The following is a 16,796-nucleotide window of genomic DNA, read 5'->3' as shown; positions in this document are numbered from 1 at the left end:
TTTATCATTTTATTGAATTTTTATGAAGATTTATTAACATATCATTAATTTTTTTGAAAATTTGTGAATTTTTTAAACTTTTTGAGTAACTAAATGGCGAAGGATGGGATGTTATTAAAATTATTTGATCTTCTAAATTAATTAATGGGATAACTTCTTCAGCCTTTTTACCCATAAATAAAAAAATTAGATTTTTTTGTTTATTTGAAATAAAGTTTAAAAAATTAAAAGTAAAAGTTTCTCAACCAATATGTTTATGAGAAAGAGGTTTTCCTTTTTCTACTGTTAAAATAGTATTTAGTAATAAAACACCTTGTTTAGATCATCTTTCTAAATTTCCATTTTCACTTTGAAAATCAGGATAACTATTTTTTATTTCTTTATATAAATTATTTAACGATGAGGGAATTCTTTTAGATTTGCTTGAAAAAGCCAAACCATCCGCAAAACCTTCTGTATGATAAGGATCTTGTCCTAAAATTATAACTTTTAAGTCATTAAAATTTGTAATTTCAAAAGCTTTGAAAATATCTTTATAATCAGGAAAAATAGTTGCTTTTTCATATTCTTTTTCAATTTTTTCACAAATATTCAAAAAATATTTTTTACTTTTTTCTTTTTTTAAAAAATTAAAAACTTCTTCTTGATTCAACATATTAAAATTATAAATAAAAAATAAAAATAACACTTTTTTTATTATAATTTAATAACTATGAGTAATAAAGAAAAGAATATTCAAAATATAATAAATCATTTAAAAAATTCAGGTTTTGTTTTTCAAGGTTCTGAAATTTATGGAGGTTTAGCAAATACTTGAGATTATGGTCCTTTAGGTGTTCTACTTTCTAAAAATATTAAGGACTTTTGATGAAGAGAATTTATAACTAAAATACCAGAAAATTATGGATTAGATTCTAAAATTTTAATGAATCCAAAAGTTTGAGAAGCATCAGGTCATGTTTCAAATTTTTCCGATCCATTAATAGAAAATAAAAAAAATAACAAAAGATATAGAGCTGATCACATTATGGAAGAACTTTTTCCAGAAATAAATGTCAATAAATTATCAAATGAAGAAATTACAAAACACTTAAGAAATAACGTTAAAAACTATGATAATAGTGAAACAGATTGAGGAGAAATTAAACAATTTCACCTTATGTTTGAAACTCATCAAGGAGTTGTAGTAGATAAAAAAGATAAAATTTATTTAAGACCTGAAACAGCACAAGGAATTTTTGTTAATTTTAAAAATATACAAAGAACAATGAGGGCGAAAATTCCTTTTGGAGTAGGACAAATTGGTAAATCCTTTAGAAATGAAGTAACTCCAGGAAATTTTATTTTTAGAACTAGGGAATTTGAGCAAATGGAACTTGAAATTTTTAGTTCTCCAGAAGATTCACTAGCAATATACAAAAATTATTTAGAAAAAGTGTGAGCTTTCCTTTTAAATATAGGAATTAAGAAAGAATCTATTAAATTTAGGGAACACTCTAAAGAAGAGTTAGCTCATTATTCTCAAGCAACAAGTGATGTAGAATTTTTATTCCCTTTTGGTTGAGGTGAATTACTCGGAGTTGCACATAGAGGTGATTTTGATTTAACATCACACAGTAATTTTTCAGGAGAAAAATTAGAATATTTAGATCCAGTAACTAATAAAAAATACATTCCGCATATTATCGAACCTTCTATTGGGATGGATAGATTACTTTTAGCTTTAATTGTAGATGCCTATGAAGAAGAAAATATAGAAAATAATGATACAAGAATAGTTTTAAAATTAAATAAAGATATCGCCCCATATAAAGTAGCAGTTCTTCCTCTTGTTAAAAAATTATCAAAAGAAGCAATGGAAATTTTTAATTCATTAATAGAAGATAATATAAGTGCTTCATTCGATGAAAGTGGAACTATTGGTAAAAGATATCGTCGTCAAGATTCAATAGGAACTTTTTATTGTATAACTTTTGACTATGATTCTTTAAACGATAATAAAGTAACTATTAGAAACAGAGATACTATGCAGCAAGAGAGAATTTTCATTGCAGATATTAAAAAATATATTAAATAAATTAGGAAGGTAAATGAATAAAGAATTAGTAAATAAAATAATAACTGAATTGGATATAATTTCAGTTATTTCCAGTTTTTTACCTTTAGAAAAAAGAGGAAATAACTATTTGGCCATATGTCCATTTCACCAAGATAGCAAACCATCATTAACTATTTCTCCTTCTAAAAAAATTTTTAAATGTTTTAGTTGTCAAGAATCAGGAAATGTTCTAGATTTTGTAATAAAATTTAATAATTTTTCTTTTACCAACGCACTAAAATACTTAAACGAAAATTTTAACTTAAATTTGAATTTGGATGAAATGTCTTCTTTTGAAAATAAACCCCTATATAATGAGTTTGAACAAAAATTAATTAAAGCAAATGAAGATGCCAATATGTTATTTAAATTGTTCTTATTAAATCAACAAAAAAGTAATTTTGAAATTTCCAGTTTTATTCAAAATCGCTTTATAAATGACGAAATAATAAAGGTTTTTGAATTAGGTTTCGCTCCAAATGATAATAAAATTATTGAACTTTTATCTTTAAAAAATAACCAAAAAGACATATTAATTAATGCATCACTTATAACTGAAAACGAAAACTCTTTTTTTAAAAACAGAATTATGTTTCCTATAAAAAATCAATTTGGAAACATTGTAGGATTTTCAGGAAGAGTTATTTCTGATAAAAGTAATCAAGTTAAATATTTAAATTCAGCTCAAAATAAAATTTTTTCAAAATCAAAAATACTCTTTAATTATAAAAATGCGATTGATTTTTTAGGAACAAAAAATGAATTAATAATTTGTGAAGGATTCATAGATGTTATCGCTCTTTATAAAGCAAACATAAAAAATGCCGTTGCATTAATGGGTACTGCTTTAACTGAAGAACATATTAAATTGTTGCTAAACAAACATGTAATTCTACTTTTAGACGGCGATAAAGCTGGTGTAGAAGCTACTAAAAAATCTCTAAAAATTTTATTAAAAAATAATATAAAAGTAGAAATCATTAAAAATGATACAAACTATGATCCAGATGAATATTTAAACATTTTTGGACAAGAAAAACTCAAGGAAATGCTTAATAATAGAATATCACCCCTTTCTTTTTTATATAAAGAAATGATTATTAATGTAGATAAAAATGATTTTATATCAGTTGATAATTTTATAAAAGACTTTAAAGATTTTTTAGTTTTAGCTGATTATAAAGAAAAATCCTTTATTTTAGAAAAAATTGAAAGAGAATTAAACATAAATCCTAAAATTTTTAATCTCCAAAACAATGAAATAAAATACAAAAGTTTTTCAAATTATAATCAAAACCCAAATAAACAAAAAAAAGTATTAAATTTAGAGAGTAATGTAGAAAAAATAAGAAAACAAATAATAACTTCCATTTGTCTTATAGAAGAGATTGAAAAAAATTTTATGCAAAATTCTGAAAAATTCAATCTTCTTGTTTCTGATAAAAAAAATATTAATAAAATTCTTAAATATAAAACAGTTCAAGAAAAAACACAAGCTCTAAATGAAAGTCAATTATTTATAGAAACTTATGCAAAAGATCTTAATGATTTAAATGTTTTAATTAACAATTACAAAAAAATCAATGAAAAAATAAAAGTATTCAAGATACAAAATATAATAAAAGAATTAGAAAAAGAAAAAGAAAATTGTTCTGATGTAAATGAAAAAGAAAGAATTGATGAAAAAATTTTATCATTTATTTCATTATTGAATAAATAAAATTATTTTTATGGTATAATTTTTTATACTTTTTAATTGATAAATTTAATTAAAATCTAAAAAACTTAAGGTGACAAATGGCTAAAGATAAAAACTTATCAAATTCATACATAATAGTTATAAATGCATTACAAAAAGAGTTAGCAAGACAAAAAAAGAAGAAAAAAGACAAAACTTTCCTTACTCAAGATGAAGTTTTTAAATTTTTATATGCAAAAAAAATTTATATAGATGAAGATGAAGCAGTGGACTTACTTCCAATTTTAATTTCTGAAAAAATCTTAAATGACGAAAGTGATAAAGATGATTTTGACGAAATAAATGAAAAAGAGATAGAAAAAGAAATATCTAAATCTAAAAAAAGAGTTAAAAATAAAAAGATATCTGATGAAGATGTTGATTTTGATGATATCGATGAAATTGATGATTTAGAATTAAAAGATTATGATTCTGATGATGTTTTATCTATGGAAGATGATGAAATTTTTGAAGAAGATTTTAACTTAAACGATTCTCAATACAGAAATAAATTAACCGAAACTAATGATATTATAAAATGATATATGCGTTGAATTGGTAAATATGGAAAATTATTAAGTCAAGATGAAGAAATTGCTCTTGCTAAGCAAATTAAAGAAGGTGGTAGAAAAGGTAGAAAAGCTCGTCACACATTAATTAATAGAAATTTAAGACTGGTTATAAATAATGCCAAAAAATACAAAAATAGGGGTTTATCCTTTATAGATTTAATTTCTGAAGGTAATTCAGGGATTTTAAAAGCCGTTCAAAAATATGAATTTGAAAAAGGATATAAATTCTCAACCTATGCAACTTGATGAATTAGACAAGCAATAACAAGGGCAGTTGCTGATCAAGCAAGAATCATAAGAGTTCCTGTTCATATGGTAGAAACAATTAATAAATTGACTAAAATTGAAAGAGAATTACATCAAAATTTAGGAAGAATACCAACAGATGAAGAGATTGCTGAAAAAATGGAAGATGATTTTACAGCTGAAAAAGTTCAATATATTAGAAAAATTAATATTGATCCAATTTCATTAGATAAACCAATTGGTAAGGAAGATGATTCATTCTTTTCTGACTTCATAAAAGATGAAACTGTAATTTCTCCTGTTGATTTTGCTTCAGGAAAAGAATTGGAACAAATTTTAAAAGAAATGCTTCATAAAAATCTAGATGAAGATGAAAGAATCTTAATAATGAAAAGATTTGGTGTTGGTGAAAACGAACACGGAGAAAGATATAGAATACATAGTTTAGAAGAATTAGCTAATGAAAAAGGTGTTTCAAAAGAAAGAATAAGACAAATTGAATCAAAAATTTTAAGAAAATTAAAAATAACTCAGAAAAAAAGAAAATTAAAAGATTATTACCAAGGTGAATAATTCAAAAGAATTTTCTTTATTTCTTGATTCAATTTTCCCTCAAAATTCTAAAGAAGATTGAGATAAGATAGGGTTTTCATACTTTTTTGATAATGAAATTTCTAAAGTTCTCATTTGTTTAGATTTAACTAAAAAAGCATTAGATTATGCGATAAAAAACAATTTTAATTTTATTTTAACTTATCACACTTTTCTTTTTTATAAAGGATATTTAAAAAACACTTTTGAAAAAGAACCTTACAAAAAATCAATGCATAAATTAATAAAGAAATATAAAATTAATGTTTTTTCAATTCATACCAATTTGGATTTTTTACCAAATAGCGGTGTTAAATCTATACTTGAAAAAATCAATTTAGAAGGTGATTTAACTCCTGTAAATAAATTTAATTCTATTGTTAATTTAAAAAGCGAAATCTCTTTTTTTGAATTGATAAACAAAATTAAAAATATGCTAAATTTAAATAATTTGCAAACAAATTTGCAAAAAAATAAAAAAATTAAAAAAATTGTAATTTTGCCAGGAGCTGCTGGTATTGAAAATATATTAGAAACTTATAAAGTAATTAAAAATAAAGCTCTTTACATCACTTCAGACTTAAAATGAAATGAATTGTTAACAATCAATAATCTAAAAATTGATTTATTGGTAGTTCCGCACTCAATTGAAAAAGTAAATATTGATTTTATGTATAAAATAATAAAAAAATCTTTAACCAATTTAAAAGTAGAAAAATATTTGGAAAATGAATTTATAATAAATATATAATAATTTAAAAATTAAAAGGAAAAATATGATTAAATTAGGATCACACGTTTCATTCAAAAAACCCAATTACTTATATGGAGCAATTGAAGAATCTATAAAAAATGGTGCAAATTGCACAATGATTTATTTAGGAGCACCACAAACAACTTTAAGAACAAATGTTTCTAACTACAAACTATTTGAATATTTAAAAGACTATAAAGAAATAATAAAACCAGAAGACATAGTGGTACATGCACCATATATAACTAATCCAGCAAATCCTGAAAAAGCTGATTTTGCTAATAAATTTTTAATAGAAGAAATAGAAAGAATGAATTATATAGGTGCTAAATATTTAGTTTTACACCCTGGTTCCCATACTACATTTTCTAGAGAAGAATCACTTAAACAGTTAATTAAATCCCTAACTTTTATTTTAAATAATACAAAAAATGTAGAAATTATACTTGAAACTATGTCTGGAAAAGGTTCTGAAGTAGGAATTAACTTTGAAGAATTACTTTTTGTTTTGAATGAAGTGAATAATCCCAGAACAGGAATTTGCATTGATACCTGTCATATTTGAGATGCAGGTTATAATTTGGAAAATTATGACGAATTTATAAATGAATTAAAACAAAAAAATATTTTAAAACATTTAAAAGTTATTCATCTCAATGATTCGAAAAATCCTTTAAATTCGCACAAAGATAGACACGCAAACATTGGAGAAGGTTTTATTCCTAAAGAAATTCTTAAAAAAATTGTACACGATCCTTTATTTGATAATATACCTATTATATTAGAGACTCCTTGAAAAGAAGAAGGACCAATTTATGATAAAGAAATTGCTTTTCTGCTAGATAAAGAAAATAAAAATAACTAGGTTTTACCCTAGTTTTCTTTTATCAAAATTTCTGCTGCCTTACAGATCATAGCAGCATTATCAGTGCAATATTCCAATTTAGGAATTATAGAATTTGAATGTAGTTTAACAAATTCATTTCTTAAATGTTTATTAGCAGAAACTCCACCTGCAAGAACTATAGAATTAGGTTGAAATTCTTCAATTGCCATTTTTGTCTTTTCTATTAAATAATCAACAATAGTTTTTTGAAAAGAATAAGCTATTTCTTCAACAGGAACACTTAATCTTCTATTTTCAAAGTTATTTATAATATTTATAACTTGTGTTTTTATACCACTTAAAGAAAAATCGTATTTTCCTTCCGTTTTTGGTTTTGAAATTTTTATATTATTAACAAATTGACTTTGTTTGCCTATATTATCAAAATATATTTTATCAATAATTGGTCCGCCAGGAAAGGATAAATTTAATTTTCTAGCTATTTTATCATATGCCTCACCAACTGCATCATCTAAAGTTTCGCCAATTATTTCTATTTGCTTAGGATTTTTAGCATATAAAATTTGAGTATGTCCCCCAGAGACTAAAAGGGAAATAGCCGGATAAATTATTTCATTATCTATTGCACCTGAAAAAAAATGACCATTTAAATGATTTATCGGAAATAAAGGTTTATTTAAAATTAATGAAATTGCTTCTGCAAATAATTTCCCTATTTGCAAAGAACCAATTAAACCAGGTTCTTTTGTAAATGCTATATAATCTATTTTATTTAAGTCTATTATCTTTTTTATTTCTTCTAAAATAATAGCTATATTATTAACATGTTCTCTTGAAGCGATTTCCGGAATTGTACCTCCATATTTAGCATGAATTTTGATTTGACTAAATGTAATATTAGAAAGTATTTTACCGTTTTTTAAAATAGCTACAGATGTGTCATCGTGTGAAGTTTCTATACCTAATATTGTCATTTTTCTTTATTTTTCCTTTATTTTATTCAAATATTCTTTTAATTTTTGTTCATTTTTATTATTACCAAATTCAAAAAATTTATTGTTTTTTATTTCTGAAGGTAAATATTGTTGATCAACATAATTATTTAAAAAATCATGTGGATATAAATAATTTACCCCGTGATTAAATTTTTTAGCACTTTTATAATGAGAATCTTTTAAATGATCTGGAATTTCATATATTTTACCATTATCAATTAATTCAGAAACTTTTTGCATTGCTTGATAAGTTGAGTTGCTTTTTGGACTTAATGCCAATTCAATAATGATAGTAGAAAGCGACAATCTAGCTTCAGGCATTCCAAGTCTTTCTGCTGAATCAATTGCTGCCATAACTTTCAAAGAAATGTTAGGATGAGCAAGACCTATATCTTCATATGCAACACAAAGCATTCTTCTATATAAACCATCAAAATCTCCGCTTTTAATAATTAACATACCATAATATAAAGCTGCATCAGGATCACTCCCTCTTAATGATTTGTGAAAAGCACTTAAATTATTATAATGTGAGTCAGCATTTTTATCGCTGTAAAAATTAACATTTGGTAATAATTTTTCGATAACTTCTTCACTTAAAGGTTCATTTTTGCTTAAAGTTAAAACAAAATCTAAATTTCAAAAAATAGTTCTTATATCAAAATTTGATAAAAATATTATTTTTTCTATAATTTCTTTTGCTAAAATGAAGCTTTTTGAATGAAAAAAATTTATTATTTCTTCCAAAGAAGGCTTGTTGAATTTTAAAATTTGCATTCTGCTTCTAATTGCTGGATTGATTTTAAAATATGGGTTTTCTGTTGTTGTTGCATAAATTATAATTTGGTCTTTTTCCAAATAACTTAAAAGTAAATCTTGTTTATCTTTATTTAAACGATGAATTTCATCAATAATCAAAATGTCATTATTTTTAATTTTCTCTAAAAGCGAATCTTTATTTTCTATAGTTGCATTAAATGTAGTGTATTTTAAATTAAGATTTAAAGCTAAAACATTTGCAACTGATGTTTTTCCAATTCCGCTTTCTCCATAAAAAATAAAAGATGTTCTGTTTTTTAATTCAATTACTCTATTTAAAAGAAATTTAATATGCTCTTGACCTATAATTTCATCCAGTGTTTCTGGTTTAAATTTTTTCAAATCTAATTTTTTATTCATAAATTTTATCTATTTTTTTTGTTATTTTTTGAATAGCAAAATTTTCTATTTTATTTTTTACTGTGTTTAGGTGAATATCAACCACTAAACTAATAGATTCTTTTATTTCTTTTGCGTTTTTTTCTATTGTTTCTGCGTTTTTTAAGATTTTTTCAGTTTGTGTTCTTATGTGTTTAAGAGAATTATCTAAAATTTCATTTTTCATTTTATCAAATTGTTCTAAAATATCCTTTTTTTCTTGGAAAGTTATTTCAGCATCTGCTATTTTTTCCCTTTCCATTATAAAGTGTTTAAGTAGTGATAAAAAAGGAATTAAATAGGCAGGTCTTATAACATACATATTTTCATAATCAAATACCTTAGAAATTAAAAAATCCTTTTCTGGTTCTAATTCACTAACTAAAATAGCAAAGTCTGCTTGTTTTTTAGTTTGGTCTCTTTTTAATTTATCATAATAATCAGAATTCTTTTTATTACCTGTTTCACCTTGACTTTTTGCTTCTATTATTATTTTTCCTAATAATTTTTTATTATTATTTCTACTATAAATATCATATAAAAAATCTGCTTTAGTATGATCTTTAACTTCATTATCTTTATAAAAAGAACAGTTGTTATCAAATGAAAGATTTTCAGAAGCTTGAGAAATTATTCAGTTTTCTAAATCTTCCCCAATAAGTTTTATATTTACATTTTTTTTCCTTTGTAAATCATTTATAGTAGTTTTTAACTCGGTATTTTCCTTAATTCATTTTTGTATTTCATTTGAATGTTGAATTTCTTTTTTAGTCATTTCTACTTGTGATTCACTTTGCATATTAACTTTAATATTATTCATTCTTTCTACTAAAGTTGCGTTTTCTTTTCTTATACTTTGCAATGAATCAAATAATTCAAGATATTCTGGAGATTTTTTATATTCATTTATAATGTTAATTTCAGCATTAGCTAATGTATTTTCTAATTGCATTTTTTCTTTAATTAAGTTTTCTTTTTCAGAAGTTAAATTATCGATTCTCTTTATTTTTTCTGTAAATTCTTCATTATTTCTAAAATCTTTTATAGCTTTTAAAGAGGCGTTTTCTAATTCTTGTTTATGATTTTTTATTATATTATCTTTTTCAGTTAATTTTTTTTGTAAATCAGTAAATTCTTCACTAGTTTTATACTCATTTATAATATCATTTTTAGATGTTTTTAATTTAGTTTCTAATTCTGTTTTTTCTTTAATTAAATTTTCTTTTTCAGAAATTAAATCATCGATTCTCTTTATTTTTTCTGTAAATTCGTCTTTTGTTTTAAAATCTTCAATAGCCTTTAAAATTGCATTTTCTAGTGTTTGTTTATGATTTTTGATTATATTATTTTTTTCGTTTAAATCATTTTTTAAATTAATGAATTCTTCACTAGTTTTATACTCTAAAAGTGCTTGATTTTTAGCTGTATTAAATAAATCCTCGTCAATCTTTGAACGAACTTCATTTAAATAACTTTCTACTCCTTCATCCTTATATTCATCTATAAAGAAAAAATCTCCTTTTTTTGCATCTTCCAAGATTTCAAATTTTATTCTTGGTTCATGTTCTATAATTCTAACTTTTATTTTATTTCCCATTTTTTACCTTTCCATATATAAATAATATTATATTAATTTTACATTTAAACAGTAAAATTTCAAATTTTATTTTTACATTTACTCTTTTAAAATAAAATATTTACATTTTCCCATATTTTCTAAATAAATTAAGGAAAAGTACTCTCCATAAGAACAATAATATAAATTATATTTAGAATGAAAAATGATAGTATTTCCGTGTTCTGGACACAATTGCAATTCACTTGGTAAAATATATTTTCATTCATTTATTATTTCTTTTTTTGCAATAATTCTATTTACATTTTTATTAAATTCATTAAAAATTTTTAAACTTCATTTTAATTTTCAAAAGTCTTTTTTATCAATTTTTCTTTTTTTATATTCAAGTTTAAATTTTTTTCACTGATTTTTATTTTCATTTTTAAAAATTAAAAAATCATTAATCGATTCAACATATTTATATACAAAGATAAATTGATATTCTTCTTCTAAAAATGATTTATTTTCCTGTAAAAAATTAAAATATTCGTGTTTAGTATGTTTGTGTCTATTAAATTTAGAATAGAAAATTATAATTATTCCTATAATAGTAGGAATAAAAATTAAAAGCATTAAAAATAGTATAAGTAACCACTCTAAACCGGAAGAAAAAAGTAAAATAAATAAAGAAAATAAAAATAAAATTAATACATAAAATAAAATTATTATTATTTTTTTTACAATATAAATAATAATATCTTTACGGTAAAAGAAACTATTGAATTTTTGTCTATTTTTTTTATATTCAATAGGTTTTTTCCTATCAAATAATCATTCATTTAATTTTTTTCAAATTATATAATAAATGAAAATTAAAGCTGATTTAAATAAAGTGTTAATTATTAATGAAGATATAAATTCAAAAAATTTAATATTTCAAAATCAGTTTTTTATAAAAATATCTGGTTTTTTTTCTTGTAAAATATTTTGAAATTGCTCAATTAAATTGTTAGATATTAAATGAAAAATATTAACGAATGAAAAAATAGTAGTTAATATTAGAACTGCTATTTCTATATAAATGGTAGGATTCAAAAATTTATTTTTTATTTTCATTTTTATTATTTCTGATAAATCTGAAAATTCAATAAATTTTTTTACTTTAAAAATTTTATTTTTTTCTTTTTCACTTAAAATAACGTATAAAAAAGCAATTATATAAAAAACTGTTATTGTCAATCAAATAAAACCCATTTTAAAATACCTATAATGTAATAAAAGTAATAAAAAAATGGCGGGGCAAACAGGATTTGAACCTGCGCGGGCGGTTAAGCCCCTAACGCGTTAGCAATGCGTCCTCTTCAGCCTCTTGAGTATTGCCCCCCAAGTTTTTACTATATAATTATATAATAATTTGCTTAAATTAATAAGCATTTTTTTTATTTTTCAATAAGTTTATAAAATTCCTTTTCATTAATTATTGGAGTTTTGTGTTTTTCTGCTAATTTTAATTTAGATTCACCTGGTAAATCTCCAACAACTAAATAGTTTGTTTTAGAAGTAATTGTATTAGAAAGTACCCCGGAATTAGATACTACTAATTTTTTAAATTCATTTCTTGTTATGGATAAAGTTCCAGTAACAACAAAAGAAATATTTTCTAAATTTTTGCTTTCAATCTTGTTGTTTTCCTTTATAAAATTCAAATTTTGCTCTTTTAATTTTAATAAAAATTCTTTATTTGCTTGAATACTAAAATAATTTTTTAATTCTTTAACAATGGTTTCACCAAATTTATTTACTTCTAAAAATTTTTCATAATCATAATTTAAAAGTTCATCAATATTATTGATCCTTTTACTAATTTCAATAGATGCTTCAACACCTATATTTTTAATTCCAAGTGCATAAATAAATTTACTAAATTCTATGGTTTTAGAATCATTTATGGCTTTTAATAATACAGTTGTGGAACGCATCTTAAAATTCTTAGTTCATTTTTTATTATTAGCACTAATTAAAGCAATATTTTTTTCTAATTCAAATACATCAATAACATTTTTTATTACGCCAAAGTCATAAAATTGTTTAATAGTTTTTTTAGAAAGTGTTGAAACATCGAAAGCATTTTTGGAAAAGAAGTGGATAATTTTTCTAACAATTTTGTCTGAACAATTTTCATTTTCACAAAATTGTTCTTTTTCTGTATTATGTAAAGGAAAATTACAACTTGGACAGTGAGTTAAAATATCAATATTGGTATTTTCGAATTTTTTTACAGATGAAATTACTTGTGGAATAATTTCTCCAGATTTTTTAATATAAACATCTTCTCCAATTCTAATTTTAAGATTTAAAATGTTTTGAAAATTATGTAAATAAGCTTTTTCAACTTTAGTTCCATTTAAAAAAACTGGTTCTAAATTGGCAACATAAGCAATTTTTCCTGTTCTTCCTGTTTGGTAATCAACTGAAAGTAATTTAGTTTTTACGATTTCATCATAAAATTTATATGCAATAGCTCCTTTAGGAAATTTAGAAGTATAACCCAATTCTTCGGAGAAAATAACATCATTTACCTTAATTACCATTCCGTCTATTTCATATTTCAAATCATCTCTATTTTTATCCACATATTCTATAATTTCCTGTATTTCAAGTAAATTATGTACAGTTTTTCCTATTGTATTTACAGGAAAATGATTTGTTTTTAAAAAGTTGATAGTTTGCGAAACAGAATTAATATTATGGTTAATAGGTTCTACAACTTGATAAAAAAATGCTTTAATTTTGTGCATTTCATCAGTGGAAACGTTTTTCAATTTTCTTACTATTCCTGCGGCTGCATTTCTTGGATTTAAAAACAAATTTTTTCTTTCTAAAGATTTAATTTTAGAGTTTAATGATTCTTCATCGATTTTTTGCTGGTTATATTCATCAATTTTTGCTTGAATTTGTGAATTTAAATCAATAAAATCATCTTTATCAATATATATTTCTCCTCTAATTTCAATTGGTTTATCATATTTTATTGTTTTCGGAAAAAATTCATCTTTTGTTTTTAATATATTATTAATGATATTTTCTCCTTCAACACCATTGCCACGAGTTAATGCTTTTATTAATCTACCATCTTTATAATGAAGAGCAATAGAAAGTCCATCGATTTTAGGTTCAATATAAAAATCTTTAATTTCCTTTATAACTTCTTGAGAATCATTCAAAAATTTTTGAATTTCTTCATATGAATAAGCTTTATTTAAAGATAACATCGCAAAAGAGTGCTTAACTTTTTCAAATTGAGTAGAACTTATAGAATGAATTTTTTGAGTTGGTGAATTTAAATTTTCTTCTCAAGAAAATAAAGAAAAATACACATTTTCTAATTCTTTCAACTCTTTCATTTTGTCTTCATATTCTAAGTCGCTAATTTCTTGTGTATTTTCTTCAAAATACAATTTATCATGATATGAAATTTCTTGTCTTAAATCTTCAATAATTTTTTTAATTTCTAAATCGGTTTTTCCTTTTATTTTATCTTTTGTTTTTTTTCTCATAAATCATCCTTATTAAAATTGTTGAGCTGTATAAATTCAAAATAGCGGTAATGGTCCTATTACATTTTGTTCTACTAATATAACAAAAACTATAAAACTAATTAAAAATAATAAAAATAAGTAGTCAAATCATTTTAAATAAAGACGACGATATTTTGTTCTTTTTTCATAAGGATCATAACCTCTTACTTCCATTGCGTTTGATAAATCTTCTGCTCTAGAAAATGATAAAACAAATAGTGGAATTGTTAAGGTAATCATTGCCTTAACTTTATCATTAATTTTTCCGTGTTTAAAATCAACTCCTCTTGAAGCTTGTGCTTTAATAATTCTATTTGCTTCAAGTAATAAAGTAGGAATGAATCTAATTGCAATTGAAATAATCATCGCTATTACATTGGTGTTAATTTTTACAAGTTTTAATGGGAAAATCAAATCTTCAATAGCTCTTGTTAATAATACAGGTTTAGTAGTATAAATCAAAAGAGTAGTGATTAAAATCATACAATAAATTCTTAAACCAAGAACAAAAGCCCTTATAAAAGATAAATTAGTATATTTTAAAGTTGTAAATTTTAAGTTCAATGAAAATCATTCTTGACTTATAAATTTATAAGATTGATCGTGATCTAAACCTTTTATAATGAATTCTGGTTTATTAAAATTACTTAAATCATTTAATATAAAAGAATAAATTATAGACATAAATAAAAATATAAAAATAGGTAATTTAGCTACTTTTATTAAGTGAAAAGGTTTTTTAGTGGTAACAGCAAACAAAATCATCATAGGAATTATTAAAAAAGAAAGAGTTAATAGATGTGTTGTTACAAAAAACAAAGTAATAAAAATAATATTAAATATTAACTTTATTCTTGGATCTAACTTATGCAAAAACGTATTTTTAGGTACATATTTTCCAATTACTATATTCATATTACTCCTTTATTAACTTATTTATTTCTGAAATTAACTCATTAATATTTTTAACTTTTGGAATATTTATTCCTTTTTGTTTTAGTTTATTAACAAAACTTAACAATTTAGTTGGTTGCATTTTATTATCTTCTAAAAACTCTGTATCACTAAGTATTTCGTAAGTGTCTCCATCTTTAATTATTTTACCTTCCTTGAATACAATTGTTCTATTTGTTCAAGTTAAAGCATTATCTAAATCATGAGTTACAATTACTATAGTTTTTCCTGCTTTGTGTAAATTATCAAAAATTTCCAAAGTTTCTTGAATCCCTACCGGATCTAAACCTGCTGTTGGTTCATCAAAAAAAATGATATCAGGATCCATTGCTAAAATTCCTGCAATTGCCACCCTTCTTTTTTGTCCACCTGATAAATCAAAAGGTGATTTTTGTAAATAAGATTCATCTAAACCAACAAGTTTAATTATATTTTTAGCTTTTTCAATAGCTTTTTTCTTTTCTTCTCCCATTGAAACAGCACCAAATATAATATCTTTTTCAATAGTTTGCTCAAATAGTTGGTATTCTGCAAATTGAAACACAACACCAACCCTTTTTCTTATTTGTTTTAACTCTTTACCTTTAACTCTTTTTGCAAAAAGTTTTTTCTTTTTTAAAATAACATTTTTCTGTATATTTTCTTTATTTTTGTTTTCATTAACATAAATAAATTCCACTTCACCATCGTCTGGATAAATTAAACCATTCATATGTTCGATAAATGTGGTTTTTCCACTACCTGTTTGTCCTATAATTGAAATGAATTCACCTTTATTTATTTCAGTTGAAACATCATCTAAGGCATTAAATCTTGAAGGTAAATCTTTATCATAAATTTTAAATATATTTTTTATTTTAATTTGCATATTTCCTCTATTAATTCATTTTCATCATATGTTGGTTTTATTTTATTTATTAAAGAAGAAATTTTATAAATAAATGGTGAATCTAATTTTGCTTCTTCTAATACTTTTTTATCATTTAAAATGTTTTTTGGAGATCCTTGTGCTATTACCTTACCTTTTGCTAAAACTATCACTTCATCTGCTAAAACAGCTTCATCCATATCGTGAGTTATAGAAATTAAAGTTTTTGTTCTTGTAGATTGAATTTCCCTAATTATGTTTAAAACATCGTGTTTTCCTTTAGGATCTAGCATTGATGTAACCTCATCAAAGATTATAATTTTAGGACTTAAAGCTAAAATGGAAGCAATTGCAACTCTTTGTTTTTGACCACCAGATAAATTTTGTGGTTCTCTTTCAAGATGATCTAGCATATCAACTTTTTGAGCTAAATTGAAAATTATTTCCTTCATTTCCTTTGGATTAACACATCTATTTTCCAAACCAAAGGCAATATCATCTTCAACTGTTGCACCAACAAATTGATTATCTGGATTTTGAAAAATAATTCCAATATATTTTCTTGCTTCATTTAAAGTGCTTTTGGATAATAAAATATCATTTATTCACACTTCACCTTTTTTAGGTTTTATAATTCCTGTTAAAATTTTAGATAAAGTTGATTTTCCCGAACCATTGTGCCCTAAAATGGCAATATATTTTCCTGCTTTGAATTCTAAATTTATATCATCTAATGCTAATTTTGCATTTTCTTCATCGCTGTAACTAAAAGATACGTTTTTAAGTTTTATCATAATTTT

Annotated in this window: 14 protein-coding genes and 1 tRNA gene; 5 read left to right on the top strand and 10 right to left on the bottom strand. The window is 23.2% G+C overall.

Annotation, left to right across the window (positions count from 1 at the left end):
- Position 1 precedes the first annotated feature (1 nt).
- Positions 2–655, bottom strand: coding sequence for a uracil-DNA glycosylase (locus ACXX86_RS00195; protein WP_436359061.1), 654 nt, complete (start codon positions 653–655; stop codon positions 2–4).
- Between the two features lie 57 nt (positions 656–712).
- Here ACXX86_RS00195 and ACXX86_RS00190 point away from each other — a divergent pair, with 57 nt between their 5' ends.
- From ACXX86_RS00190 to ACXX86_RS00170, 5 genes are all read left to right on the top strand, one after another.
- The gene (locus ACXX86_RS00190) at positions 713–2,077 is read left to right on the top strand and encodes a glycine--tRNA ligase (RefSeq protein ID WP_436359059.1); all 1,365 of its coding nucleotides are present in this window, start codon (positions 713–715) and stop codon (positions 2,075–2,077) included.
- Between the two features lie 13 nt (positions 2,078–2,090).
- Positions 2,091–3,818, top strand: a complete 1,728-nt coding sequence (gene dnaG / locus ACXX86_RS00185) for a DNA primase (RefSeq protein WP_458560479.1) — start codon at positions 2,091–2,093, stop codon at positions 3,816–3,818.
- Between the two features lie 77 nt (positions 3,819–3,895).
- Positions 3,896–5,227: an RNA polymerase sigma factor gene (locus ACXX86_RS00180; protein ID WP_458560478.1), complete on the top strand. Its 1,332-nt coding sequence runs from the start codon at positions 3,896–3,898 to the stop codon at positions 5,225–5,227.
- A complete protein-coding gene (locus ACXX86_RS00175; RefSeq protein ID WP_458560916.1) occupies positions 5,220–5,996 on the top strand; it encodes a Nif3-like dinuclear metal center hexameric protein in 777 nt (258 codons plus the stop codon). Before ACXX86_RS00180 ends, ACXX86_RS00175 begins: the two co-directional genes overlap by 8 nt.
- Before the next feature lie 25 nt (positions 5,997–6,021).
- Complete coding sequence (locus ACXX86_RS00170) at positions 6,022–6,864, top strand: deoxyribonuclease IV (protein WP_458559492.1); 843 nt, start codon at positions 6,022–6,024, stop codon at positions 6,862–6,864.
- A gap of 8 nt (positions 6,865–6,872) precedes the next feature.
- On the opposite strand, the gene tsaD is transcribed toward ACXX86_RS00170, so the two are convergent.
- From tsaD to ACXX86_RS00125, 9 genes are all read right to left on the bottom strand, one after another.
- Positions 6,873–7,820 (bottom strand): tRNA (adenosine(37)-N6)-threonylcarbamoyltransferase complex transferase subunit TsaD, encoded by a 948-nt coding sequence (tsaD, locus tag ACXX86_RS00165; RefSeq protein ID WP_436359051.1) that lies wholly within the window; start codon positions 7,818–7,820, stop codon positions 6,873–6,875.
- Between the two features lie 6 nt (positions 7,821–7,826).
- Positions 7,827–9,020, bottom strand: coding sequence for a replication-associated recombination protein A (locus ACXX86_RS00160; protein ID WP_458557294.1), 1,194 nt, complete (start codon positions 9,018–9,020; stop codon positions 7,827–7,829).
- Positions 9,013–10,635, bottom strand: a complete 1,623-nt coding sequence (locus tag ACXX86_RS00155) for a DUF2130 domain-containing protein (RefSeq protein WP_458560476.1) — start codon at positions 10,633–10,635, stop codon at positions 9,013–9,015. Before ACXX86_RS00155 ends, ACXX86_RS00160 begins: the two co-directional genes overlap by 8 nt.
- Before the next feature lie 78 nt (positions 10,636–10,713).
- Positions 10,714–11,835: a hypothetical protein gene (locus tag ACXX86_RS00150; protein WP_458560915.1), complete on the bottom strand. Its 1,122-nt coding sequence runs from the start codon at positions 11,833–11,835 to the stop codon at positions 10,714–10,716.
- A gap of 53 nt (positions 11,836–11,888) precedes the next feature.
- Positions 11,889–11,979 (bottom strand) — tRNA-Ser (locus ACXX86_RS00145).
- Between the two features lie 56 nt (positions 11,980–12,035).
- The gene (ligA, locus tag ACXX86_RS00140) at positions 12,036–14,153 is read right to left on the bottom strand and encodes an NAD-dependent DNA ligase LigA (RefSeq protein ID WP_458560914.1); all 2,118 of its coding nucleotides are present in this window, start codon (positions 14,151–14,153) and stop codon (positions 12,036–12,038) included.
- Between the two features lie 12 nt (positions 14,154–14,165).
- Complete coding sequence (locus tag ACXX86_RS00135; RefSeq protein ID WP_458557298.1) at positions 14,166–15,089, bottom strand: energy-coupling factor transporter transmembrane component T family protein; 924 nt, start codon at positions 15,087–15,089, stop codon at positions 14,166–14,168.
- A 1-nt stretch (position 15,090) separates the two neighbouring features.
- Positions 15,091–15,996 carry an energy-coupling factor transporter ATPase gene (locus ACXX86_RS00130; RefSeq protein WP_458557299.1) on the bottom strand — a complete coding sequence of 302 codons (906 nt, stop codon included), beginning with the start codon at positions 15,994–15,996 and terminating at the stop codon, positions 15,091–15,093.
- Positions 15,981–16,790, bottom strand: coding sequence for an energy-coupling factor transporter ATPase (locus tag ACXX86_RS00125; RefSeq protein ID WP_436359038.1), 810 nt, complete (start codon positions 16,788–16,790; stop codon positions 15,981–15,983). The genes ACXX86_RS00130 and ACXX86_RS00125 overlap by 16 nt, the downstream gene beginning before the upstream one ends.
- Positions 16,791–16,796: the final 6 nt, after the last annotated feature.

Source organism: Mycoplasma sp. CB776 (assembly GCF_054343395.1).
This window is presented reverse-complemented; position numbering and strand designations above follow the sequence as displayed.